Annotated in this window: 24 protein-coding genes and 2 pseudogenes; 20 read left to right on the forward strand and 6 right to left on the reverse strand. The window is 36.9% G+C overall.

Annotation, left to right across the window (positions count from 1 at the left end):
• Positions 1–51 precede the first annotated feature (51 nt).
• Positions 52–204, forward strand: coding sequence for a hypothetical protein (locus tag ACSQ6I_RS21045; protein WP_438892231.1), 153 nt, complete (start codon positions 52–54; stop codon positions 202–204).
• A gap of 143 nt (positions 205–347) precedes the next feature.
• Complete coding sequence (locus tag ACSQ6I_RS21050; RefSeq protein ID WP_438892232.1) at positions 348–1199, forward strand: hypothetical protein; 852 nt, start codon at positions 348–350, stop codon at positions 1197–1199.
• A gap of 134 nt (positions 1200–1333) precedes the next feature.
• Here ACSQ6I_RS21050 and ACSQ6I_RS21055 read toward each other — a convergent pair.
• Positions 1334–2884, reverse strand: a pseudogene (locus ACSQ6I_RS21055) (ATP-binding protein).
• A 287-nt stretch (positions 2885–3171) separates the two neighbouring features.
• On the opposite strand from ACSQ6I_RS21055, the gene ACSQ6I_RS21060 reads away from it, so the two are divergent.
• Positions 3172–4275 carry a hypothetical protein gene (locus ACSQ6I_RS21060; RefSeq protein WP_438892233.1) on the forward strand — a complete coding sequence of 368 codons (1104 nt, stop codon included), beginning with the start codon at positions 3172–3174 and terminating at the stop codon, positions 4273–4275.
• 216 nt (positions 4276–4491) lie between these two features.
• On the forward strand, positions 4492–5016 hold the full coding sequence (locus ACSQ6I_RS21065) for a DUF1993 domain-containing protein (protein WP_438892234.1): 525 nt from the start codon (positions 4492–4494) through the stop codon (positions 5014–5016).
• A gap of 14 nt (positions 5017–5030) precedes the next feature.
• On the opposite strand, the gene ACSQ6I_RS21070 is transcribed toward ACSQ6I_RS21065, so the two are convergent.
• From ACSQ6I_RS21070 to ACSQ6I_RS21080, 3 genes and pseudogenes are all read right to left on the reverse strand, one after another.
• A complete protein-coding gene (locus ACSQ6I_RS21070; RefSeq protein WP_438892235.1) occupies positions 5031–5441 on the reverse strand; it encodes a hypothetical protein in 411 nt (136 codons plus the stop codon).
• Positions 5442–5730: 289 nt separating this feature from the next.
• Positions 5731–6240 (reverse strand): annotated as a pseudogene (locus tag ACSQ6I_RS21075) (nickel-dependent hydrogenase large subunit); the annotation flags it as partial.
• 113 nt (positions 6241–6353) lie between these two features.
• The gene (locus tag ACSQ6I_RS21080; protein ID WP_438892236.1) at positions 6354–7316 is read right to left on the reverse strand and encodes a hydrogenase; all 963 of its coding nucleotides are present in this window, start codon (positions 7314–7316) and stop codon (positions 6354–6356) included.
• A 712-nt stretch (positions 7317–8028) separates the two neighbouring features.
• On the opposite strand from ACSQ6I_RS21080, the gene ACSQ6I_RS21085 reads away from it, so the two are divergent.
• The 15 genes from ACSQ6I_RS21085 (at position 8029) to ACSQ6I_RS21155 (ending at position 21739) form a co-directional block, all read left to right on the forward strand.
• Positions 8029–9009 carry a hypothetical protein gene (locus ACSQ6I_RS21085; protein ID WP_438892237.1) on the forward strand — a complete coding sequence of 327 codons (981 nt, stop codon included), beginning with the start codon at positions 8029–8031 and terminating at the stop codon, positions 9007–9009.
• 13 nt (positions 9010–9022) lie between these two features.
• A complete protein-coding gene (locus tag ACSQ6I_RS21090; RefSeq protein WP_438892238.1) occupies positions 9023–9286 on the forward strand; it encodes a hypothetical protein in 264 nt (87 codons plus the stop codon).
• Positions 9287–9294: 8 nt separating this feature from the next.
• The gene (locus tag ACSQ6I_RS21095; protein WP_438892239.1) at positions 9295–9519 is read left to right on the forward strand and encodes a hypothetical protein; all 225 of its coding nucleotides are present in this window, start codon (positions 9295–9297) and stop codon (positions 9517–9519) included.
• A gap of 308 nt (positions 9520–9827) precedes the next feature.
• Entirely contained in the window at positions 9828–10670 is an 843-nt protein-coding gene (locus ACSQ6I_RS21100) for a NifU family protein (protein ID WP_438892240.1), read from the forward strand.
• Between the two features lie 134 nt (positions 10671–10804).
• Complete coding sequence (locus ACSQ6I_RS21105; RefSeq protein ID WP_438892241.1) at positions 10805–11962, forward strand: hypothetical protein; 1158 nt, start codon at positions 10805–10807, stop codon at positions 11960–11962.
• 47 nt (positions 11963–12009) lie between these two features.
• Positions 12010–14361 carry a carbamoyltransferase HypF gene (hypF, locus tag ACSQ6I_RS21110; protein ID WP_438892242.1) on the forward strand — a complete coding sequence of 784 codons (2352 nt, stop codon included), beginning with the start codon at positions 12010–12012 and terminating at the stop codon, positions 14359–14361.
• A gap of 59 nt (positions 14362–14420) precedes the next feature.
• Entirely contained in the window at positions 14421–14669 is a 249-nt protein-coding gene (locus ACSQ6I_RS21115) for a HypC/HybG/HupF family hydrogenase formation chaperone (protein ID WP_438892243.1), read from the forward strand.
• A gap of 33 nt (positions 14670–14702) precedes the next feature.
• On the forward strand, positions 14703–15872 hold the full coding sequence (gene hypD / locus ACSQ6I_RS21120) for a hydrogenase formation protein HypD (protein ID WP_438892244.1): 1170 nt from the start codon (positions 14703–14705) through the stop codon (positions 15870–15872).
• A 28-nt stretch (positions 15873–15900) separates the two neighbouring features.
• Complete coding sequence (locus ACSQ6I_RS21125; RefSeq protein ID WP_015213941.1) at positions 15901–16116, forward strand: tautomerase family protein; 216 nt, start codon at positions 15901–15903, stop codon at positions 16114–16116.
• 142 nt (positions 16117–16258) lie between these two features.
• Positions 16259–17362 carry a hydrogenase expression/formation protein HypE gene (hypE, locus tag ACSQ6I_RS21130; RefSeq protein WP_438892245.1) on the forward strand — a complete coding sequence of 368 codons (1104 nt, stop codon included), beginning with the start codon at positions 16259–16261 and terminating at the stop codon, positions 17360–17362.
• Between the two features lie 54 nt (positions 17363–17416).
• Positions 17417–17758: a hydrogenase maturation nickel metallochaperone HypA gene (hypA, locus tag ACSQ6I_RS21135; RefSeq protein WP_438892246.1), complete on the forward strand. Its 342-nt coding sequence runs from the start codon at positions 17417–17419 to the stop codon at positions 17756–17758.
• The gene (hypB, locus tag ACSQ6I_RS21140) at positions 17749–18546 is read left to right on the forward strand and encodes a hydrogenase nickel incorporation protein HypB (protein WP_438892247.1); all 798 of its coding nucleotides are present in this window, start codon (positions 17749–17751) and stop codon (positions 18544–18546) included. The genes hypA and hypB overlap by 10 nt, the downstream gene beginning before the upstream one ends.
• Positions 18547–18846: 300 nt before the next feature.
• Positions 18847–19440 (forward strand): cytochrome b/b6 domain-containing protein, encoded by a 594-nt coding sequence (locus ACSQ6I_RS21145; RefSeq protein ID WP_438892330.1) that lies wholly within the window; start codon positions 18847–18849, stop codon positions 19438–19440.
• A gap of 22 nt (positions 19441–19462) precedes the next feature.
• A complete protein-coding gene (locus tag ACSQ6I_RS21150; RefSeq protein ID WP_438892248.1) occupies positions 19463–20203 on the forward strand; it encodes a molybdopterin-dependent oxidoreductase in 741 nt (246 codons plus the stop codon).
• A gap of 102 nt (positions 20204–20305) precedes the next feature.
• Entirely contained in the window at positions 20306–21739 is a 1434-nt protein-coding gene (locus ACSQ6I_RS21155; protein WP_438892249.1) for a bifunctional orotidine-5'-phosphate decarboxylase/orotate phosphoribosyltransferase, read from the forward strand.
• A gap of 348 nt (positions 21740–22087) precedes the next feature.
• Here the strand turns inward: ACSQ6I_RS21155 and ACSQ6I_RS21160 are convergent, their stop codons facing one another.
• Positions 22088–23926: a c-type heme family protein gene (locus tag ACSQ6I_RS21160; RefSeq protein WP_438892250.1), complete on the reverse strand. Its 1839-nt coding sequence runs from the start codon at positions 23924–23926 to the stop codon at positions 22088–22090.
• A 143-nt stretch (positions 23927–24069) separates the two neighbouring features.
• The gene (gene pgeF, locus ACSQ6I_RS21165; RefSeq protein WP_438892251.1) at positions 24070–24864 is read right to left on the reverse strand and encodes a peptidoglycan editing factor PgeF; all 795 of its coding nucleotides are present in this window, start codon (positions 24862–24864) and stop codon (positions 24070–24072) included.
• A gap of 65 nt (positions 24865–24929) precedes the next feature.
• On the opposite strand from pgeF, the gene ACSQ6I_RS21170 reads away from it, so the two are divergent.
• Complete coding sequence (locus tag ACSQ6I_RS21170; RefSeq protein ID WP_438892252.1) at positions 24930–25754, forward strand: biotin--[acetyl-CoA-carboxylase] ligase; 825 nt, start codon at positions 24930–24932, stop codon at positions 25752–25754.
• Position 25755: the final 1 nt, after the last annotated feature.

Consider the following 25755-nt stretch of genomic DNA (forward strand, 5'->3'; position numbering starts at 1 on the left):
AGTTCGCTAAATTTTCATTTTCTTGTACTTCCTTAACTATTATTAAATGCGATGCCTTCGGCGAGCGAAGCTATCGCTAGTTCTAGTTTAAGTGCGATGCCTTCGGCGAGCGAAGCGATCGCTCAATTTCCATTGTCTTGTGCTTCCTTAACTACTATTAACTGCGATCGCAGCATAACAAAACATGGGAGCGGACAAATATGATATTTTAGTTTTGAGTTGGGAGCGATACCTGCGGTAAGCTAGGCGTTAGCCTAACCGCTCAATTCAACCATTATGCAGATTGAATTCTTGGTAACGATAACGGCTTGAAAAATTCACATTAACCTCAGCTTGAAATTTCAAAGATGAATTTATCTAAAGACTTGTTCCGCAAAGGTTTGTCAGTTAGTTTTTCTCTTGTCGTCATCATGACTTTCCTTGCACCGAAAGCAAAAGCTGAATATGCTTGCGGTGGCGCTGGTCCTGGAGAGATAGTGGTTGGGAGAACCGAAGGGGGGCATGGTGTCGCATCTGTTCTCCTTTGTGACAGAGACCCGAATTATCAAGAGGAGCAAGAGGATCGAGGGAGTGATAGTTCTCGTTATTACGACCCTCAGTTTGCGGCTCTACAGCTTCAATCCGCTGCTGCCATGATCAATTTGCAACAACAAGCTCAATTATTGCAAGATCCTAAGTATCTAAAATATATATCGGGCAGTTGGAACCTTTTTCCTACTTCAAGGTTAGAGGGGATGAAATCAGGTGGCTATTGTGTTGCATCCTTTTTAAAGGCATCAATGGATCCAGAAGCTAAAGATGCCCCAGTCATGATCAATTTGTTGGGGCCAAGTGGCAACGAAAAGTTTGCTCTCCTGACATTTGCAACCGAAAGTATTCCTAGACCTAAAACGATACAAACAATCACGGTTACTTTGATTCAAAACAATGACCCCCCTGCTACTGTCAAGGCATTCAATTACACAATGCCAGATATGCCATTTGGGGTGATTGCTTTTGCTGTACCGTCAATTGATGCAGCTTTAGCGGGGATAGAAGATGTCCAGAACTTTGATGTAAAAATAGATGGTAAGTCTGTTGCTAAGACCATGTGGCATAGTGGGCTAAGGGTAAGGGATGAATTCCGTAAGTGCTTGAATGGTAAACCTTATTCGGTAACGGAGATTGACATAGTGCCGGAGCGTTTGAAAAAACCATAACTCAGAATGATAGGAATTGTGGGTAATGCTTTGCGATCGCTTAATTTTCAAACCGAGAAATCAATAGACCTCTTGCAAAAGTCCTTCTTTGCGTTCTCTTCTCTGCGACTCTGCGTGAAACAAAAATATAATACTCACGCCCGAATCACAGTAATCCGACGTTGATTTTCTGTCACCACAACCTGAGTTGACAAACGTTCTTCCATTGGGAGGGCATTTTTACGCCTATCAAACACAAACAACCAAGCAAAATCCAACCCCAAACGCCCTAAATAGGATTCTAACTGCTCAATACCCTCAGTTTGGGGGTCACGCTTTTTCTCCCGCCAGACCTTTAACTCAATACCTAACGTTACATCTTTGTAACGCAGACATAAATCCATTCTGTCACTACCAATTGCATATTCCCGTTCCAAGACTCCACCACCATTGATAACACGATGCAAGAAAGCCATTAATACGATATGCGGTGCAATTTCATGGTAGCCAGTGCTACCTAATAACGTTTCTCCGTGCTGTCGCCAAAACTTGAGAAATGCTGCAAGTAACGCATCTATATTTAATTCACCTTCCGGGGTTAACCAAGTTGGTGCAATCATTGGTAGAGAAGCCATTGGTGTGACAGTTAATACCCTGGGTAAAACTTCTCGATAAATTGGATTAGCAATGGTTAACCCACCTTGGGGGTGCATTTTACACAATCCCAAATCAATCACAAATTGAATATCATCATTGGGTATATCCCCCAATTCCAAACCTGCTAACATCGGCTCAATAATTGCTTTTATTCTTGGTTCTCGTAAGCGTTCAGCTAAACTATCCAGATGAGTATCTTGACGAGCAATTAATATTTCCTTTGCCTGTAAAATATGTTCTTTTGTAATAGCAATACTTCTATCCTTAACCATTTTTTCTACAACTTCTTTAGCCAGAGCATTAACTAACCAAGGTTGTCCTTGGGTTAAATCAAAAGCTGTTTCTGTGGCTTCTTTTGTGAAAATTTGTCCTGTTTCTTCTGTATGTTGTTGATATAGTTCTACAACTTCCTCAGCATTAAAATTTCTCAGAGTAATAGAACTAACTTTAATATTAAATGGACTGGATGTATTTAATCTGTCACTACCACCGGATGCTACTTTATAATCTCGCACATCTCTTAAACCAATTAATCCTACAGAGGTCGGAAAATTGTTGGGGCGATTGGGAAAACCATCTCTTAATTGACGTAAAACTGAAATTAATGTTTGGTCTTGTAGGGAATCAATTTCATCTATAAATAATACTAACGGACGATTTATAGCTCTTGACCAAGCTCTTAAATTTTCGCCAATTCTCTGCCCAGGGGCATTATAAACCCAAGTTGGGGGTTGTAGTTCTGGGGGTAAGTTATCCTCAATTGTATTTCTCCAAGTTCCCAAAATCGCTAATTCTGCCGCACCTGGGTCATGATTAAAAGCACTTCCTACCTCTGCTTATACCATTATTGCTGCATAATTTCCTGTGGCGGTAAGTTGCTGTGCTAGGGCTAACATTGCTGTTGTTTTCCCTGTTTGTCGCGGTGCGTGAAGGACAAAATAACTACGCTGTTGAATTAGCTCCTCCAAATCTGGTAATCTGACTGTTGGAGATAGCATATAGTGGATATCGTCTTTACAAGGACCTGCAATATTGAACCAGCGAGACATAGGATTTTAGCAGTTAGCGAACACTTTGAGTTTAGACGATTTTGGGGTTGGGGATGGCAGAAAGGACTAATTGGGGATTTTTGTGTGTTTAAATATCGGGTAGATATACCGAAGCATTCCGTCTATTACCCGGAAAAGGATAATAGCCAGAAAATTTATTGCTATCCACCCAGATTTAGGTAGTTATCTGGAAATTTTCTGTATAATTAGGTGGATATTGACGATATACAGAAAAGTTCTTGATATCTTGATGTACAGCGGTACAAGTTATACATATAAGCAAAGAGATGGAAAACATTATATTAAGTTTGCTAGATAATGGCATAGATTATATTCTTGAGGCAGTAAGTCCATTATTTATTAATCGTCTTGAATCTGAACATTTTCTTAAATATTCCATATTACATCTCTACTCAGGAATTGAATTATTACTAAAAGAAAAACTTAGACAAGAGCATTGGAGCTTAATATTTCAAGATGTTAGTAGTGCAGATCCCAGGAAGCTTCAAAGTGGTGATTTTGTAAGTATCTATCATGATGAGTTAGTTAAAAGGCTTAAGGGTATTCTAAATATTGATATTAACGACAAACCATTCAAAATGCTTCTAGCCGTAAGAAATAGATTTGAGCATTTTGAGGTAAAAGTATCTATCAGTGAATGTAAAGAAACTATTGCTTCTGCATTAGATGAAATTATAAGCTTCTGGGATAAACACCTAATTGAAAATAGTACGGTTGAACAACAAAAAAAGTTTGGGCAAATAAAATCAATTGCAACTAGTTATGAAGAATATAAACGACAAAGGCTAAAAAAATTCGAGCTAGTAATTAATAAGATTACTGAAAGTGAGAATGGAATTCTTGTTGTATGTCCGTTTTGTGGGTCACTTGGTTTTGTAGTCTTTAAGGATGCTCATAAAGATTGTAAGTGTTTTGTCTGTGATGAAAAAATTTCAAAACTTGATTATTTGAAAAATCAAAGAAAACAAGAGAAGGATAATGAAGACTTTTCATTGTTACCCTTTGAACCATACGATACAAAATGCTCGTCCTGTGGGTCAGAAACAAGAATAAGAGATGAAGTTTCAGATGATGAAACTATGTATTATTGCTTGAACTGTCTTGATACACAAGTCATCTCAAAACAAGAGCAAATAGAAAAAGAGCTTAAGCAAGAGTTTAATGAATGGGTTGAGAGGTTGTATGCTGAACATACAAATGATGAAGCTAGGTCAATATTGGAAAAAAGACTATTTGAATTGGAAGAAAGTAGTATAGAATCAGGTGATGTTAGTAGAGAAGAAGTGGAAAGGGAAAGACAAGTCAGAAAAGAAAAATATCGTATTGCTCTTTTGGAAGAGTTAGAAAAAACAAGAAGTTTTGAAGCGTGATCGCCGATTCTATAGGGTGCGTTAATGGAATCTCAATAATTTCACCATTAAACATCTTTGAGAAAAGCGATCGCACAATTTCCAAACAAATAAATACTTCTATACTCAAACAAGTATGTAATTATTTAACCGCAGATATTACCATTTGCGTGTTTATATTGATCAAATCCTGGCTTATACTTCAATATGAATAAAATGTCGTGTTACTAAAATTGTATGGAAAATCAGAAGATCATAGAATTACAAAATATATTCAGTTCTAGACTGGATACGTTAAGTCATCTGTTAGATTTAGCAGAGAGTCATTTCGCCGATGATGTAGAATCTTTATTACAGCGTCGCATTGCGCCCGATATGTTTCCCTTCAGCACACAAATTGCATTTGTTTGCAATCAACCCCGTAACTTTGCATTGTGGTGTTTAGGACAGCCGACAAACAACTTGAACCCCAATGTTGCATCTCTAGTTGAAGCGCGTGGTCATATTTCAGCGACTAAGGAGTTGTTGGCAAGTATCAATGTTGCTGATTCTAAGTTGTCAGAACTCAATCGCCTCGATCTTGGGCAAGGGCTATACGCAGAATTATCTGGACTTTCCTATGTAGATGATTTTCTCATACCCAATTTTTATTTTCATATAACAACGGCGTACAATATCCTGCGTATGGCAGGAGTACCAATAGGTAAGCGCGATTTTATGATGCATTTAGTACCTTTTTTGAAGCATCAAGGCAATGTATAACAGCTAATAACCCTTCAATTTAAATCATGACCTGTTGGTGGGGATAGATCCATTACTTCGGTAAACCGGGAATATTTCACCTCACTAGTTGGGGGAAACTGTGCGGAAACAGCCATTAAACCGACTTTGATATCTTCAAAGAAAATCACACCACCAATTCGTCCGTCGGCTTGGAATGGTCCATGGAAAAATTGATGTCGGGGAATATGAATGAGGAGAGAATTGGTAATTTTGACGTTTTGACCAAATAGTTGTTGACAGGTTTTTTTGACAACTGCATCAATATATTGATTCTGGACAGGTTTACCCAAGTTGATGAATTTGGGATTATCCCCAAAATGATCCATGTAATATGACCAGATGTTAGACAAATCTTTTTCTTCAGTGAGGATTTGCTTGAGTTCCTGCCATCGTTTGAAATTCATAATATGGGTAGATTGGATTATTCTTTGCTTACTAAAAATTTACCATAGTTATGCGATAGAGAAGCGCGACCTAGGAATCGCTTCCAGTGCGCTGAAGGCATCGCTAATCTAGAATTAGGGAAAAATTAGGTAATACTTGAGAAAACCAAATAACTGTTAGTAGATAAAAATAAATGGACTTATGATATGGCTAACGGTGGTTTTATTGCCTCATTTAAGGAAAATCAAGGGAATAATTGCCCCTATCCTGAGAAATCCTTGCTATATAAGCAATTCCTTAATTTATTTCCATATAACTGCTGTGGGGCCATTGTCCACCTAATAAAGCATAAATTTCGACAGGTTTACCAGAAATTGTAATCCCAATTTCATAAGATTTACCTGTGAAAGCAGCAAAGCGCCGACAAGCCTCATCATAAAAGTGACTACGGCGATAATTTTTATTAGTTAAATCAATTGCAAACAATCCGTAAAAATAGCGAGGAATGCTTTGCATTGTTTCGACAATTTGACCTAAGTTTCTCGCCAATATTGCATTACGAGGAACTTCGTTTCCCCAAGCTGTATCTAATGCCCAAGATGCAGAACTGAGGTGAGAACCGCCACAAATTCCACAAATTCGGGGTGTAACAATTAATCCTGCTTGGGGGTCTTTGCCGCGTAAAATAATTTCAAATCCGCGAAAAAGTTCTGCATGAGTCCAAGCGTTTGTGACATATCCATTATCAATTTCGACACGGACATCTAAATCTCCCTCGACTCTACCAACGGGAGAAATATCTAATGTTTGAATTGGCATAATGATAGGGAATAGGAGTTCAGGAGTTCAGAAGTTCAGAAGTTCAGAAGTTCAGAAGTTCAAGAGGAAGAAGAACAGGAGAATTTTACTTCTCTAATCTCCAGTCCTATTATCTAAACTGTAAAAAAGTCTTCGTCTGCCCATTTTGGTGCTGCGTTTTTAGCAACAACAGTGAGGATTGCATAATCTTTCATGTTGACTCCGGGGGGTATTTCTTTGGGAACACCCATCACAGTTTGAGTTTTAAATACCGTTCCTGGTTTGAGGTCAAAAAATGGAAATTCGGGTTCTGTGCAACCTAAACAGGGCATTCCGGCGCGGGTTTTAGAGGAGACGCGGTTCCAGAGAATACGGTTACAGGAGGAATGAGTCATGGGGCCACGACAACCTAAGTCGTAGAATAAGCAGCCTTTACGTTGACCAAATTCGGCGGTTGTGGCTTTGTAAGCAAAGTGAATGTTACGGGTACAACCTGTTTGGGTAAAGGTGTTGAAGAAAGTTTGGGGACGGTGAAGTTCATCGAGAACTATATCAGAAATGCGACCAGTGGCGATCGCTACTAATATCTGCGTTATCCAATCAGGATGTGCTGGACAACCAGGAATATTAATCACAGGTAAGCCGGCTTGACTGACGAAATCTTTACCTAAAAAACCGCCTTCTTCTCGTTTGAGAAATTGCAGTCCTTTGGAGTCGCTGGGGTTGGGTGACATGGCAGGAATTCCTCCCCAAGTTGCACAGTCTCCCACGGCGACAATAAATTTAGCAGTTTGGGCTAAATCTGTTAACCAATCTTTCATGGGACGGTCTGCAAATCTATTCCATTCACCTGTACCATTTGGTGCATTAACTACACTACCTTCAAATACCAAAATATCCAAAGGAGTTTTACCTAAAACACATTCCCAAAGCAGGGTTTGTAAGTTTGTGCCTAATTCCACTCCCAAAGAAGGATGCCAAAGAATATTAATTCCAAAGTCAGCAATTAAATCACAAACTGTCGGTTCTTCAGCATTGATAAATGACATGGTGTTACCTGAACAAGCACCACCTTGCAGCCAGAGTACATTAGTCATTGGCCATATATTTTTCTATTGTTTACTATGCACAATTCAAGAAAATCAAGAAGTTCTCTATGTACGGTTTTTCCATCCTGATGAACTTCTTTCGTCACGAAACTTGTAGGGTCTGACTTGATTATCAATAGGGATAACTTTCATTTTAGAGATTTTTAAAATAAATTCAATATGCTTAAATAAAAATTTCTTTTTCTGGTAAAATAAAATAGTTGTGATTTTTTCAATTCATTGGATATAACGAACAGATTTTTAGAAAAAATTATGCAATATATTAAATGATTTATAGAGAGAATAGTTGTTGTTTGATGATATAATCAAGAAAAATCTATATAATTAAGTCTATAAAATATCCAATTCATCCCTAATTGGTAAACTAGTGATACCAAAAACTGTTAGGAAAACTTTAAATTAATTAAAACTCATATTAATCTTGGTAATTTCCCTCTAGAATTTTATCAATAGAGTACTTTATAGTGATGAAGATTGATTCGGGTAAATAAGGAAGCATACATTGATATTTTTGGGTAAAAATACTCGTTAATTGAAATTTTAGCTTCTCTGTTTTTCACCTTCTTAATTCGTGAAAATGGTCTGAAATTGGGGAATCTGTTGACTCAAAACCTGCGTAAATCGGCTTAGTTTATAGCCCCGCATCTATGTGTGTGGGCGTTGATGACTCAATTCCCCAACTGGCTAAAGTACGCCGATTATGAACCCTAGTATTACAGATTCAGCCGTCAAAGCGGCTATTATAGCCATTGCTTCGGAATCAGCTACAGAAGAAGAAAAAATTCAAATGCTGATTTCAATGGCGCAAGGCTTCCAAAAAAAGCCGAAAACTGCCCAAGACTTGCGAAATGCAGTGGGTTTATTTTATCGTGCCTATGATATGTGTGGTGACAATTACCCATTACTGAAAGCCCGCGCCCAAGTGGGTATGTCGGGGACTCTACAGATGATTCCTGATACGGGGACTGAACTGCTACAGCAAGCAAAAATAGGCTATGAGGAAGCTTTACCCATTTTACAACAGTTAGCTGCGCCGGTGGAAGTGGCAGAAGTGCAGATGAATTTGGGGTTAGTTTTACAGTCGCTAGTTCCCTATAATTTAGCACGGATAACCGACAGCATCCAAGCTTATCATGAGGCTTTGCGGGTGTTTACGTGGCAAGAATACCCACAAGAATACGCGATTTTATATAACAATATAGCGATCGCATATCTTTCTATGCCAATGGCATCAGAACGGGAATATCTGCGTCAAGGTCTTGCTGTCCAGTCCTTTGAAGTCGCCCTCAAACATATTAACCTCATTGACCACCCCAGGGAATATGCAATGTTGCAAAACAACTTAGGTAATGCTTTGCAATATTTAGTGAGTTCTCATCCTGTAGAAAACAACTTGCGGGCTATTTCCGCTTACAACGAAGCTTTAAAAGTGCGTAATTATCACGATACACCCGTAGAATATGCTAACACAATTTCTAACAAAGCTAACGCTCTCTTCAACTTACCCGACAACCCAGAAAAGCCAGAATTAGGTAATCAGCAAAATCTCTTACAAGCCCAAAGCTATTATCAACAAGCTTGGCAAATATTTACAGAACATCAACAGCTAGAACAAGCAGAAATAATTGCTACAACCCTACAAGAAATAGCATCAGAAATACAAGCCACACTTGTCAAGTAAAAGGATAGCAAACATGACAGACATGATCGACAGTTTACCCCTCAGGGATTTTTTACATAGTTTAAATACAGATATCAATCTGACTACCGCATTCGCTTGGTTAATCATTGCTGTCATCATCTCAATGATTGGTGGTGCTATTGGCGGCATGATTTTAGCTGGTAAAGATTTAGGATATAAATTTGCTGCTACTATTGGCAGTTTATTTGCACCTGCTGGCGTGATTCCCGTCCTCATTTTAGGATTATTAGTGCTGCACTTTTTAGCTAATTATTAGGAGGATTTATGTTAGAACTTAGCTGGTTTTCCATTAAATTATTTTTCAAAGGTAAACTATTACGTGACCCCGTAAATTTTCTAGGTCAAATCATCATTGCTAGTACCATAGGTACACTAATATTAGTCTTATTAGCACAGGCAGAAATTCCTCTATGTATACCTATAACTGTATCTAGCTTAATAACAGGTATAATTACCCCCTTTCTTCTCAAAGACTTCAAAATGAAATAAGTCTTTCCTGTGGGAAATTCAAAATGCCAACTTCAAAACTATCAATCCCTACAGATTTATTTATCTATGGGATTGAATAATATAAGCATTATATAGAAAATGTAAGGATTCAGAATACAGAATGTTTGATATAGGAGGGAACAGGGAACAGAAGAGAAAAATATTCTTCTTCCTTCTTTCCTTCTTTCCTTCTTTCTCCTGACTCCTGAATTCTTACTAGAAAATTTATTTTATTGTTAAATCAGTGATAAAGAATCCTTAATTCTGTGAAATCATTAAATCCGTTAAATCAGTGATAAAAATAACCAATGAATAAACTTGAAGAACTAGTAGAAGACATTAACCGCTTTGAAGCTATTATTGCCGAATGGGATGAAAGCCAAAGATGTGTAGCTGTAGGACTAAAAAGAGCAATTGAAGCCTTACATAAAGCAGCTTTAACAAATTTAATCAAAAGCCTAAAGCAAGATAATATGTCAGGTTTACGCGATGCCGTATCTGATGAAATTGTGTATGCAGTTTTGCTATATCACGAATTAGTAAAACCTCCACTTGCAGAACGAATTCAAACAGCCCTTGCAGAAGTGCGTCCAGGTTTAAAAAGCCATAATGGAGATATCGAATTAGTAGCCATTAAACCACCAGATACAGTTGAAGTTAAATTAATAGGTAGTTGTAGTAGTTGCCCATCTTCAACCTTAACCTTAACCCAAGGAGTGGAACAAGTAATTAAAAAATATTGTCCAGAAATTAATAAAGTAATTGCTGTTCATGGTAGTCCTAATGTAACTGAAACTAATTTCAATAGTCCATTCCCCTTACCTACAGATTCTTATTGGGTGAGAGTTGCAACTGTAGACCAAATCAATAAATCTAGTGTTTTATCAGTTCGTATTGCTAATCAAGATGTAATTTTAAATCGTCAAGGAGAAAATATTACTTGTTATCGTAACTCTTGTAGTCACTTAGGTTATCCTTTAGATAAAGGAAAGGTAGCAAAAGGGATTATTACCTGTTCAGCACATGAATTTCAATATGATTTAAAAACAGGAAAATGTTTAACTACACCTGATATCTCTCTCCATTCATATCCAGTAAAAATTAAAGGTGATAAAGTTTATATCAAAGTACCAAATTCTAACCAAAAATAAATTTTTATTTCTGTATTAAATAACAATACAGTTCAGGGAAGAGAAAAATTGTAGGTTGGGTTAAGCGACAGCGCAACCCAACAATGTCTTGATACTAAACCGTATTGTGTTAAATAATCCTATCATTTTAAAAAATGATTATTAATAATTTCAAATCCCCAATTTCACTCCAAGGTGCAGAAGTAATTTTAGGAAACATCACCACACCAGAACAATTAGTAATTCCTCTTGCACCTACTCCAACAACAATGTTTGGACCCCGTGCAGCTTGTTTATTCTCATCAACTGGTCCCTTATGGGTTTCAGATACAGGACATCACCGTTTATTAGGTTGGCGAAATTTACCCACACAAGATCATCAACCTGCTGACTGGGTAATAGGACAACCAGACTTTTATCATGAAGGACAAAACGCTAAAGGTATACCAGGAAAAGCAACTTTTAGTGTTCCGACAATACTTTGTAAATGTGGTAATGGTTTAGCCGTTGCAGATGCTTGGAACCATCGTATTTTAATTTGGCATAATGTACCAGAAGATAGTAATATTCCCGCAGATTTGGTGTTAGGACAAGCTAACTTTACTGAGAACGAACCAAACCGAGGAAGTCAACAACCTGGGGGTAATACTTTACATTGGCCTTATGGGGTTTTCTATCACCAAGGTCAGCTATTTGTAGCCGATACTGGAAATCGACGTTTATTAATTTGGAATAATTTACCCACAGAAAATGGTCAACCTGCGGATATAGTTTTGGGACAACCAGACATGATATCTCGCAATGAAAATGGAGGTGGTTCTCCCACTGCTTCTAGTATGCGTTGGTGTCATGATATCACCCTTTGGGAAGATAATTTAGTTGTCACTGATGCAGGTAATAACCGGGTGATGATTTGGGAAGGAATACCAATAGAAAATAATGCCCCTTGTGCGGTTGTTTTAGGACAAAAAAACTTCAATTTTGTGGAATTGAATCAAGGGGTATATTTCCCTAGTGGTAGTAGTTTAAGTATGCCCTATGGGGTAGATGTAGCAGGAGATTGGTTAATAGTTGCAGATACGGCTAATTCTCGTTTGCTAGGATGGAAGAAACCAGAATCTATTTTATTATTACATGGTGCGAATGCTGATGTGGTGATTGGACAAGATAGTTTTATCAGTAAAAGCGAAAATCGTAATTTTGGACTTCCCACAAGACAAAGTTTAAATTGGTGTTATGGAATTAAAGTTTGTGGTCAAAATGCAGTAATTTCTGATTCTGGAAATAATCGCGTTTTGATTTGGAGAGTTTAATTATCTCACGCAAAGGCGCAAAGGAAGAAAGATACAAAGGAGGAAAAATGGCATTAGAAGAAATTAGGGTTTGTGGTACTGTGCAAGGTGTCGGTTTTCGTCCTACTGTTTATCGTTTGGCTAAGATTTGTGGGTTAAAGGGTGATGTTTGTAATGATGGGGAAGGTGTTTTAATTCGTGTTTCTGGTAGTGAGGAAGTAATAACGGAATTTGTAGAAAAGCTATATAAAGAATGTCCTCCTTTGGCAAGAATTAATGAGGTCATTAGAAGTCCGTATTTAGGAAAGTTTGATTTTGATGATTTTGTGATTTCTCGCAGTGTTAATAGTGTGGTGAAAACCGAAATTTCTCCTGACGCTGCGACTTGTTTTCAATGTCAAAAAGAGATTTTTGATCCTTTTAGTCGTTATTTTCGTTATCCGTTTACAAACTGTACTCATTGTGGTCCACGTTTGAGTATTATTCGCGCTATTCCTTACGATAGAAATAACACTAGTATGGTGAAGTTTCCGATTTGTGGAGAGTGTGAAAAAGAATATCAAAATGTGGAAAATCGTCGTTTTCATGCCCAACCTATAGCCTGTCATGTTTGTGGACCTCGTGCATGGTTAGAAAGGGCTGACGGGAAACCTATCATTTCTGATATGTTCTCTATGTTAGATGATGTGGATGCTGTTTGCACTTTATTACAAAAGGGTGAAATTGTCGCTATTAAGGGTTTAGGTGGGTTTCATTTAGCTTGTGATGCAACTTTAGAGAATGCAGTTCAAAAACTTAGAAGTCGTAAACAACGTTATCATAAACCTTTTGCTTTAATGGCGAGAGATATTAATATTATTTATGAATATTGCTATATTAATGATTTAGAAAAAGAATTATTAACAAGCCCATCTGCACCTATTGTTTTACTAAATATTAAGGATAATCAAAAGTTACCTTTTTCTATAGCACCAGGACAAAATACTCTTGGTTTTATGTTACCTTATACTCCCTTGCATCATTTAATTCTCCGAAGAATGAAAGTACCAATAGTATTGACTAGCGGGAATATTTCTGATGAACCGCAGTGTATAAGTAATGAAGATGCAAAAGATAAATTATCTAAAATAGCTGATTATTTTATTTTACATAATCGAGACATTGTTAACAGAGTCGATGATTCTGTTGTGAAAGTTATTGATAATAAAATCCAAACCCTAAGACGTGCGAGGGGATATGCACCAGCAGCAATTATTTTACCACCTGGATTTGAAAACGTACCGCCAATTTTAGCAATGGGTAGCGAGTTAAAAAATACCTTTTGCTTATTACGAGCAAATGAAGCCATACTTTCACAGCATTTAGGCGATTTAGAAAACGCTGCTGCTTTTAATGCTTATCAAGAAACATTGAATTTATATTTAAACTTATTTGCACATAAACCAGAAATAATTGCTATTGATAAACATCCAGAATACCTATCTGCAAAATTAGGGAAAGAACTAGCAATAGCTAACCAAATTCCACTTGATCAAATTCAACATCATCATGCCCATGTAGCAGCTTGTATGGCAGAAAATAATATTCCTTTAGACTCCAAACCAGTCTTAGGAATAGCATTTGATGGATTAGGGTATGGTGAAGATGGCACACTTTGGGGGGGAGAATTTTTATTAGCAGACTATCGCCAATTTCAACGCCTAGCTACATTTAAATCAGTGGCAATAATAGGAGGAAAACAGGCAATTTATCAACCTTGGCGTAACACCTATAGCCAATTGATATCAGCATTTACTTGGGAAGAAATAAAACAAAAATATGGGAATTTAGAAATAATAAAATTTATAGAAAATAAAAACCCTAAACTACTTAACCAAATTATAGAAAAAGGTATTAACTCGCCCTTAACATCATCAGTAGGGAGACTATTTGATGGAGTTGCAGCAGCAATAGGTATTTGTCGAGAAGAATCTAGCTATGAAGGACAAGCAGCCATAGAAATGGAAGCAATAGCTGATGTTAACATATTAAACAATGATGAAGAAACTCTAAACTATACCTTTAAATTTGAAAAATCAGATAATATCTATTATATAGATACATCTTCAATATGGCGAGAAATACTCAATGATATAAACCAGCACATCTCCTCATCAGAAATAGCCGCTAAATTTCATAAAAGTTTAGCTATTACAGTGGTAAAAATGGTTAAACAAATTAGACAAAAACATGAATTTTACCAAGTAGCATTAACAGGGGGAGTATTTCAAAATCGAATTTTATTAAAACAGGTAAAAATGCAATTAGAAAAATCAGAAATAAACGTCCTCACTCATAGCATAGTACCTGCAAATGATGGCGGATTATCACTAGGACAAGCTGTTATAGCTGCTGCTAAATACTTAAAACAAGTAACATAAAAACCTCTGTTGTCTCTGCGCCTCTGCGTGAGATAAATCTTCAAAAAAGGAAAATCAAAATGTGTTTAGGAATACCCGGACAAATAACAGAAATAAGCAACCCCGAACATAAACTAGCCATAGTCAATATCGGAGGAGTAAAACGCCAAATAAACATAGCTTGTATAGTTGACGAACAACACCCCCCAGAAGCTTGTATAGGAGACTGGGTATTAGTTCATGTTGGTTTTGCAATGAACAGAATCAACGAACAAGAAGCCGCAGAAACATTAAAACTATTGCAAGAAATAGCTCAATCTTATACTTAAAATCTTCTCTTCCTTTGCGTGAGAAATAAAAATATGAAATATGTAGATGAATTTCGCAATCCAGAAAAAGCCCAAGCCTTACAAAAAGAAATCGAAAAACTCAGTCAAAAAATAGATAAACACATCAAAATAATGGAAGTATGTGGTGGACATACCCATTCTATTTTTAAATATGGAATAGAAGAAATATTACCCGATAACGTTGAACTCATTCACGGGCCTGGCTGTCCAGTCTGCGTTATGCCTAAAGGTAGAATAGATGATGCGATCGCACTTAGCCAAAATCCTCACATTATTTTCACAACCTTTGGCGATGCCATGCGCGTTCCTGGTTCCACCACTAGCCTGCTACAAGCTAAAGCACAGGGTGCCGACATTCGCATGGTGTACTCCCCCCTCGATAGCCTCAAAATCGCCCAAGAAAACCCAAATAAAGAAATAGTCTTCTTTGGTTTAGGCTTTGAAACCACCGCACCAAGTACTGCTTTCACCATTCTCCAAGCAGCAGCCGAAAACATAACTAATTTTAGTATGTTTTCTAATCATGTTCTCGTTATCCCAGCCCTACAAGCATTATTAGATAACCCCGACTTACAACTTGATGGCTTTGTTGGCCCTGGTCATGTCAGTATGGTAATAGGTACTGAACCTTATGAATTTATCTCCCAAAAATATCATAAACCAATCGTCATTTCTGGTTTTGAACCATTAGACATATTCCAATCAATTTGGATGTTATTAAAACAAATAGTAGAAAATCGTTGTCAAGTTGAAAATCAATATAATCGCTTAGTAGAACCAGCTGGAAATAAAAACGCATTACAAGCCATGAATCAGGTTTTTACCGTCCGTGAAACCTTTGAATGGAGAGGCTTAGGAGAAATACCCAATTCCGGTTTAAAAATACGCGAAGAATATGCTCAATTTGATGCCGAAATTAAATTTATAATTCCCAACTTAAAAGTTGCAGATCATAAAGCTTGTCAATGCGGAGAAATTCTCAAAGGAGTTTTAAAACCTTGGCAATGTAAAGTATTCGGAACAGCTTGCACACCCGAAACACCAATTGGAACCTGCATGGTTTCTTCAGAAGGTGCTTGTGCAGCATACTATAAATATGGGCGACTTTCTACCATTGCCAAAAAAACGAAAGTTAGCTTAATTCAAGAACCTCTCCCTGCTTGTAGTGTTCCTCTGGGCTAGATATTTGTAAAATTCGAGGAAAGTTTATATGCCATTTGTTACTGTCCAAATTGGTAAAGGTCACTCGATAGAAAAGAAGCGGAAATTAGTCCAAGCTGTAACTGATGCTTTAGTTTCTGCTTTAGGCACAAAGCCTGAGTGGATAACAGTTCATATTGATGAATTTGAACGAGATAATTGGGCAGTTGGTGGAGTTTTGCATTCAGATAAACACACTGGTAGACACGAAGAAACAGGTAGATAATTTGTAGGGTGCGTTAGCAGTCGCGTGACGCACCAACTACAGCTATATCAATATTCGCGCAATCTCTCTTAGAGACCCCGCAGGGTAGACGCAAAGAAAGAAAAGAATTTATTTTTTAGAAGTAATTAACAAAAAGTTAAAGATGACAATTTATAACAATCAAGAATCGCCAAATCCTCTCTTTGCAAAAATCGAACAAGTCCGCCGTCGTCAAGGTAAAGTAAGAGATACCCATATTAATCTCGCACATGGTAGTGGTGGTAAAGCCATGCGTGATTTAATAGATGATGTATTTGTTAAAAGCTTTGATAATCCCATTCTTTCCCAATTAGAAGACCAAGCTACTTTTAATTTAGCCAATCTTTTACAACATGGAGATAGACTTGCTTTTACTACAGACTCTTATGTTGTAGATCCCTTGTTTTTTCCTGGTTCTGACATAGGAGAATTAGCAATAAATGGTACTATTAATGATTTAGCTGTAAGTGGTGCAAAACCTTTATATCTTACCTGTAGTGTGATTTTAGAAGAAGGTTTACCAGTAGAAACATTGCGTCGTGTTGCTAGGAGTATGCAAGCAGCAGCGCAAAAAGCAGGAGTACAAATTGTCACTGGTGACACCAAAGTTGTCAATCGTGGTTGTGCCGATAAACTATTTATTAACACTGCGGGAATTGGTATTATTCCTACAGGTATTGATATTTCTGCCCGTAATATTCAACCTGGAGATATCGTTATTGTTAACGGTGAAATAGGAAATCATGGCACAGCAATTTTAATTGCTAGAGGAGAATTAGCATTAGATTGTGATATAGAAAGTGACTGTCAAGCATTACATGATTTAGTCGCCACTATTCTCAAGACTTGTCCAAATATTCATGCCATGCGAGATGCAACTAGAGGAGGTTTAGCCACAGTATTAAATGAATTTGCCCTCACCGCAAACGTCGGAATTCGCCTGAATGAAAACTCCATACCCATTAGAGAACAAGTAAATGGAGTGTGTGAAATACTTGGTTTAGATCCCTTATATTTAGCCAATGAAGGAAAACTAGTAATAGTAGCACCCCAAGAAAAAGCAGACGCAATTTTATCAACAATGAAAACTCACCCAGCCGGAAAACAAGCAGCTATAATTGGTGAAATTATCCCCACACCACCAGGAATAGTTCTATTAAAAACCGCCTTTGGTGCAGAAAGAATAGTTGATATGCTAGTAGGCGACCAACTCCCACGAATCTGTTAAAAATCCTCCTCTCTGCGCCCTCTGCGTCTCTGCGTGAAATAAAATCATAAACCTATGCATGAACTAGGAATAACCCAAAACATCATCGCCATAGTTAGAGAAAATGCCCAAGGTAAAAAAGTCCAAAGAGTATTATTAGAAATTGGTCAACTCTCCGCAATTATGCCAGATGCGATTAAATTTTGTTTTGATATTTGCGCTAAAGATACAATAATAGAAGGTGCAATATTAGAAATATTAGAAATGCCAGGCATGGCTAAATGTCGCCAATGTGGTAAAACTTTTTATGTAGATAAACCATTTGGAATTTGTGAATGTGGTAGTCTACAAATAGAGATAATAAATGGTGAAGAATTAAAAATTAAAGAAATTGAAGTGGAGGAATTATGTGTGTAACTTGTGGCTGTTCTGATGATAAAGAAGCAAAAATAACTAATTTAGAACATGAACATCATACCCATACTCTACCAGATGGAACTGTAATAACTCATACACATCACCATGAACAACCTGCAAATATCCATGCCCAGGTTCATAATACAACAATATCTTTAGAACAAGAAATTTTAGGTAAAAATAACTTATTAGCTGCCCAAAATCGCGGTTGGTTTAAAGGTAGAAATATTCTCGCTTTAAATTTAATGAGTTCTCCAGGTGCGGGAAAAACTACTTTATTAACTCGCACTATTAATGATTTAAAAGATAAATTAACTATTAGTGTCATTGAAGGCGACCAAGAAACTACAAATGATGCTGAAAAAATCAAATCAACAGGCTGTAAAGTTGTACAAATCAACACAGGAACAGGCTGTCATTTAGATGCATCAATGATAGAAAGGGGTTTACAACAACTCAATCCACCATTAGACTCTGTGGTGATGATTGAAAATGTCGGAAATTTGGTTTGTCCGGCTTTATTTGATTTAGGAGAACAGGCTAAGGTTGTAATTTTATCGGTGACGGAAGGTGAGGATAAACCAATTAAATATCCCCATATGTTCCGCGCTAGTCAAGTCATGATTCTCACGAAAATTGATTTATTACCATATCTCCAGTTTGATGTACAACGCTGCGTTGAATATGCAAAACAGGTAAATCCACAAATGCAGATTTTCCAGGTTTCCGCTACTACTGGTGTGGGTTTAGATGAGTGGTACGAATTTTTGTTTAATTTCAATCTTTAATGTTCTAATCCTTAATTACCTTAATTAGTAATTGTCCGAAAATTATTAAAAGATGAAAAACCTAGACATTTACTAATTATAGCCAAATAGGAGAAATTGATGTTTGGTTAGGTGAGTATGGAAAAATAGGAATTATGGAATAGGCTTTTCTAGAAATTTCATCAGATCCGCTTCAGGAGATTTATTTCCGATTTGTTGAATAAGTTGGCTAAATAAGGAATTTGATTTGTGGATAAGTATAATGAAGATACAGGTTGTTGTATTCTAACATTGTTGCCACTTTCCTGTTCCCTGCCATATATGAATAATCCTACCAAACCTCGCAAATTACCAACCCAAGCTATAGCTGCTAAGATATTTCACTCTCTGAATATCATTAGTCTCTTCCTCATGCTTACTAGCGGACTACAAATTTATAATGCTAACCCCGTTTTTGGTGGACGTGCAGGTTTACATATTCCACCTCTTTTTACTTTAGGTGCTTGGTTAGCAGGAGGTAGACACTGGCATTTTGCTGCTATGTGGCTATTTTCTCTTAATCTTTTAGGTTATGGAATCTACATTTTTATAACTCGGCGTTGGCGACATCGCTTTGTGGGAGTTAATGACATCAAAGCATTACAAAAAACTCAAAATTCTCAACGTCTCATTTATGCTTGGCATCGTATCGCCTATACCGCTATTATTCCTATATTACTCCTGGCGATATTTACAGGAATTGGGATGTATAAACCTGCTCAATTTCCTTGGATAGTCGATAGTTTTGGCAATTGGCAAGCATTAAGAATTGTTCATTTTGCATCTGTACCATTGGTGGTAATATTTGTAATTATCCATTGGCTTTTAGGACAGAAAGCAGGAGGAGAAAAGCTGACTGAATCTATGTTTTGGTAAATTATATCATTGTAATAAAACCATGAATTTTGATAAAAATAAAGACTTAATTCATCTAATTAAACCTCAATTAACACGGCGAAAATTTTTACAAATTTCAGGTATTTCTAGTATGGGATTGTTTATGGGTGGCTGTGGTACACCTGCATTTGAAGATTTAGTCGGTAAGCTTTCTGAACCTCTGAACCAAAAAGTTGAAGAATTCATTTTTCAACCCCAAAAACTTGTACCAGAATTTTCTGCAAGTCTCATTGAACCAGAAGCTTTAATAATTAATACTTTTCGCAATACACCAATTATTGATCAAGATAAATTTCGTTTAATTATTGATGGTGATGTCAATCATCCCCTCAGCCTCAGTATGGCAGAAATTCAGGCTTTACCTCTCACCTCCATGATTATTCGTCATGTTTGTGTAGAAGGGTGGGCTGCGATCGTACAATGGGGAGGTATACGCTTACGTGATATTATTGCCCTAGCCCAACCCCAGGCAAATGTTAAGTATGCTTTTTTTGAATCAGCAGATGGTTATTATGAAAGTTGGGATATAGCTTCAGCTACACACCCTCAAACTTTGTTAGCTTATCAAAAAAATGGTGAAAAATTGCCTGTAGAAAATGGCGCACCTTTGCGTCTGGCTTCCCCAATTAAACTCGGTTATAAACAGAGTAAATGGGTAACGCGAATTACACTGACTCGCTATTTATCAGCTTTTAAAGGTTACTGGGAAGATCAAGGTTATGAATGGTTTGCAGGATTGTAGATACATGAGGTACAAAGTTTTATCACAAAGCTATACCACACTCCTGACTCCTGTATTCTGCTGTATTTATTAATAGCATTTAATTTGGAAATTTAAATAAACATGAACTTTTTTGATAAATTAAATACGAATATTTCCCAAAATCAAAGCTTACTATTTGTAGGACTTGATCCAAATCCAGAAATGATACCTGCCCGTTATCAATCTTCAGATATTATTGCAGGTTTGACAAATTGGTTACAATTTATAATTGCAGAAACGGCTGAGTTTGTCTGTGCTTATAAACCAACTTTAGGATTTTATGAAGCTTTGGGTGTGCCTGGTTTAGAACTTTTATTCAAAACTTTAGCATCTATCCCTACGCACATTCCTATTATTTTAGATGCTAAACATAGTGATTTAAATACGAGTAGTATTTTTGCTAAAACTGTATTTACAGAATGGCGGGTAGATGCTATTACTCTTAGTCCTTATACTGGACAGGATCATGTCGCACCATTTTTAGTTTATCCTGATCAAGCGGTATTTATTTTGTGTTGTACTTCTAACCCAGGTGCAGCAATTTTACAGCAATTTCCTCATCACAAATCACCCTTTTATTTGCAGGTAGTACAGGAATCAAAAACCTGGGGGACACCAGAACAATTAGGCTTGGAAGTAGGAACCACAGATGCTGATATTCTCAAATCTATTCGGTCAATTGCTCCCGAAAGAATTATTATGGCACGTAGTATTTGGGCTGAGGAAGGTAATCTGAAGAAAATCTTAGCCGCAGGGTTAAATGGTAATGCTGATGGTTTACTAATTCCGGTTCCTCAAGATATGTTGGGTCAAGCTGATTTATCTCAACAAATTCAATTATTACGCACGGAAATTAATCAATTTAGAAGTGAAATTATCCATGATGCTTCTACTTGTGAGGTGTGGTTACCTGATATTTCGGTAAAAGATAAACAGCCACATCAAGATTTGATTTTACAACTTTATGATATTGGCTGCATTATGTTTGGGGAATTTGTTCAGGCTTCAGGCGCGACTTTTCCTTATTACATTGATTTACGGAAAATTATTTCTAATCCTCAAGTTTTTAATCAAGTACTTAGTGCTTATGAAGAAATTTTAAAAAATCTCACTTTTGATAGATTAGCTGGGATTCCTTATGGTTCTTTACCGACAGCAACTGGTTTATCTTTGCGTCTTCATTGTCCGATGATTTTTCCTCGAAAAGAGGTAAAAGCACATGGAACACGTAAGGTTATTGAAGGTAACTTCTATCCTGGTGAAACAGTTGCGGTAGTTGATGATATTCTCATCAGTGGTAAAAGCGTGATGGAAGGTGCAGAAAAGTTAATATCTGCGGGATTAAAGGTTAATGATATTGTTGTATTTATTGACCATGAACAAGGGGTAAAAGATAGGTTAAGCCAAAATGGTTATTGCGCTCATTCTGTTTTAACTATTTCAGAAATTGTCACCACTCTGCACCAAGCAGGAAGAATAAATGATGATCAATTTTTAGCTTTTCAAGAAAGTTAATTAAGAAGGAGTCAATCAATTTTGGATTTTGGATTGACGATTTTGGATTATCCTCTCCTTTAAAAAAGAGGCTTGAAAGCGAAAAACATTTGTATTTTTCTCCATAAATGGAGAGGCTTGAAACCTTATTTTTAGATTTTAGAATTTGAATTCAATCTAAAATCCAAAATCTAAAATCTAAAATTTTTTTCGGTCAAGAGTTAGTAGCCAGGATTCAGAATTAATTAGTGGAGGATTCATACCCACGATTAATTTAAAACCACTAAATCTATGATTTGATAATGGTCTTAAATATGCTATAGGAATTCTATATATGGAATGTCTCTGCATTATTTCTCACTCTTATTTCTAATGAATTTGTCTAACGGGAATCTGAATACAGAAAGTTGTTCCCTCTCCTAGCTGTGATTCGCACCAAATCGATCCTCGATGTCTTTCTACAATAATTTTATAACTAATAGATAGTCCCAAACCTGTTCCTTTACCAATGGGTTTTGTTGTAAAGAAAGGATTGAATATTTGTGATACTACCTTCTCAGTCATACCAGATCCATTATCGGTAATATTTATCCTTACAGATTCAGCATTTTCTATTTCTGTATGAATCAAAATCTGGGGAGTAAAATTTGTCTCTTTTCCATCTTTGATGGTATTATTCTCTAAGCGATAGATAAGAGCATCTATGGCATTATTGAGCAAATTCATAAATACTTGATTGAGTTGTCCTGGATAACATTCAACTAAAGGTAAATCTCCATAATTTTGAATCACTTCAATTGTAGGATGATCTGCATTAGCTTTCAAACGATGTTGCAAAATTACTAGACTGCTTTCAATTCCTTCATGAAGGTTGACAGATTTCATTTCAGCTTCGTCTAACCGAGAGAAATTCCGCAAATTTAGCACTATTTCGGTAATGCGGTCGCTCCCTATTTTCATTGAACTAAATAACTTGGGTAAATCTTCAGATAAAAAAGCTAATTCAATTTTATCAATATGTTCTTGAATTTTAGAATCTGCTTGAGGATATGTTTGCTGAAAAAGCTCTATAAGTTTTAATAAATCATTTGTATAATTCCTAGCATGATTAATATTGCCATCAATAAAGCTGAGTGGATTATTAATTTCATGAGCAATACCTGCTACTAGTTGTCCCAAACTTGACATTTTTTCGGTTTGGATTAATTGAGTTTGGGTAATTTTTAATTCTTGCAATGTTTGCTCTAATTCTGAGGTTCTTTCTGCTACTTTTTGTTCTAAATTAGAATAAACATCATCAAGGGAATCAGCCATGTGATTAAATATTTTTCCCATCATTGCCAGTTCATCACTGCCCTTGTTCTCAATCCTGACCGTAACTCCAGGATTTAAAGCAGCTTGACTCATCACTTGAGAAACTTGAGAAATTCTTTTGCCTACTAATTTATCAAATAAAAAATATATGAGACTGATAAGTACAATGGTTAAACCTATAAATATACCTAAAACAGCCTGAAGCATGGAAGCTTGATTAGTGCGTAAATCTTTAGTAGGAACATAAATCATTAGCGCACTGATGATATCGCCAACAGGCCAATTAAAACCGTTTCTTGTACCATATTCATCCAGAATGGCTTGAGGTGCATTTTCTGGTCTGCCATGACATTCTAAGCAGCTGGTTTCCATTTTAATTGGTTGTGCTACATAAAAGAATTCTTGATTTTCATTGTTTGTATATCCAGTTTTTTCGTTGATATTTTGATGTTCTTGAAAGTAATTAATAATATCTATCTCAAATTTATCTGCTTTATCAGCAAGATTCATGGGATTTAAAGCAGGTTGTTTATAAATATATTCAGGTAGTTGTTCATTAAATAGTTCAAAAATAGCACGAGTGGCAAAAGCATTAGATTTGGCTTCAAGAATCATTTCTGGTGTATGCTTTTCTACAGCTGGTGCTAGTTGTTTGATGACATAATTTCGACTGGCTTGCCCAAAATTTAATACTAATTCACTGCGAATTCGGGCTTCTTGCTTAAAAGCCATTGCTTGGAGTCTGTTTAAGTTCCAGACCCCAACTCCCATGACAATTATTAATGATATAATTACTGCTACTGTGAACTTAAATTTAATGGAAATTTTTAGCTGAGATTGTTTAATAGGTGTAAACACCTGAGTTGGCATTTCTTCAACTTTTTTGTATCGCATTTTTTCACAAAAATAAATATAGCTATTCCTAATTATTTGTGAAAATATTAATGATTATTTTAGATGAGTGTTGCCTATCATACTAAAGTTTTCGCCAATCAAGTAGGAATGCTACCGTTACCTAGTAATACAACGGTAACATATCAATTAATGTAGATAGCAGATTCAGATAAACTGACAATTCCTGACCATTGCACCTTTTTTTCTTTTTCCCGACGGTAAGAAAAGAAATGTTCTGGAGTTTGATAGGTACAATAGGGAGCGATCGCAATTTGTTCTCCACTAATACCCAATTGCTCCAACTGTAAAGCATTAATTCGACGCACATCTAAACGCACCTTGCCTGGTTCTGGATCTGCAAATAAAGGTGAATCAGGTAAATCGTGTAAAACAGCAACTATGTTTTGCTGATCATTATGTGGTAAAATGGTGCTTCCAATTTCCGCAGCCACTTCCACGGAAACTTGGTAGACTTCGCCGGCAATCGCTGGCCCCATCGCAATTCGCAAATCAGCTAATTCACTGCCTTGGGATTGCATACGAGCGATCGCTTGGGGGACAATCTTCGCAGCTGTACCCCGCCAACCAGCGTGTAAAGCCGCTACCTGTCCGATTTTAATATCCCCAATCAACACAGGTGTACAATCAGCACTCGCTACCCAAATTGCTTGTAAAGCTTGCTCACTAATTAAACCATCTGCCAAAGCCAGATCATCACTATTTTGTAACTGTTCATCTACCTCTTGAGGGGTTAAAACAGTATTGCCATGTACCTGTTGTAAACGATAAGCTAAAGCCTGCGGTTGCAGTACTTTTGTTAACTCATGTGGCGGACGAGGCCAAAACTGCTGGGTAAAAAAACCGTGAGGCCAAGGTTCTAACAAATTACAAGTGAGGTAAGGTAGACCTTCCCAATTGTGCCAGTGCCAAGTGTGCATCTTCAACCTCACCTAAACAAAAAATTAAAAACTGCCAATCAATGCTAACGTGAACAACGGGATTTATGGGAACAGCTGTGGAATTTAATCAGCAACTTCTGGTAAATACTCTGAAAGCAGAGCGAGAACATTCATATTTACCATTTTCTCTACATATTTTTGACAGCTTAACCTCAACTAATCAAACTGCGTGGAACCTGCTCAAGCAAGGAGCAAAACCAGGATGTGTAGTTATAGCCACTCAACAAACCGCTGGTAAGGGACAATGGGGAAGACAGTGGCTATCTCCTTCTGGCGGTCTATATCTCTCGGTTGCCATTACTCCTAAACTAGAAGCTACTGAAAGCTACCAATTAACTTTGGCTACCGCCTGGGGAATTGCAGCCCAATTACAAAAGTGTGATGTGAGAGTGGGGATAAAATGGCCGAATGATTTAGTATTAGATGGTCGCAAACTAGGCGGCATTTTAACGGAGACAAAAATCCACAAAGGACAAATTACCCAAGCTGTAATTGGTGTTGGCATTAACTGGGCTAACCCAGTACCCCAAACCGGCATCAATTTAGAATTGTGGCAAGGTTCCCAGAATTTTCGACCCATTCCTTCTCTAGAAATTCTCGCCTCCACAGTTTTACTGGGAATAGAATCCGGTCTAGAGTGTCTTACCATCGAAGGAATAAACATACTTTTGTCTCGTTATGTTGATTTACTTACAAACATGGGTGATGAAGTCTATGTGAATAATCTTTTAGGCACTGTAGTAGGGGTAACACCCCAAGGAAATCTCCGCTTAAAAATGGCTGGATATAATACGCAGGAACTGATAACACCAGAAATTTCTGTCGAACCCGGTACAATTAGCTTGGGTTATTGCAAAACTTCTGTTTAAC

The sequence above is a fragment of the Anabaena sp. WFMT genome (genome assembly GCF_051781005.1).
In the GTDB taxonomy this organism is placed as follows: Bacteria; Cyanobacteriota; Cyanobacteriia; order Cyanobacteriales; family Nostocaceae; genus Anabaena.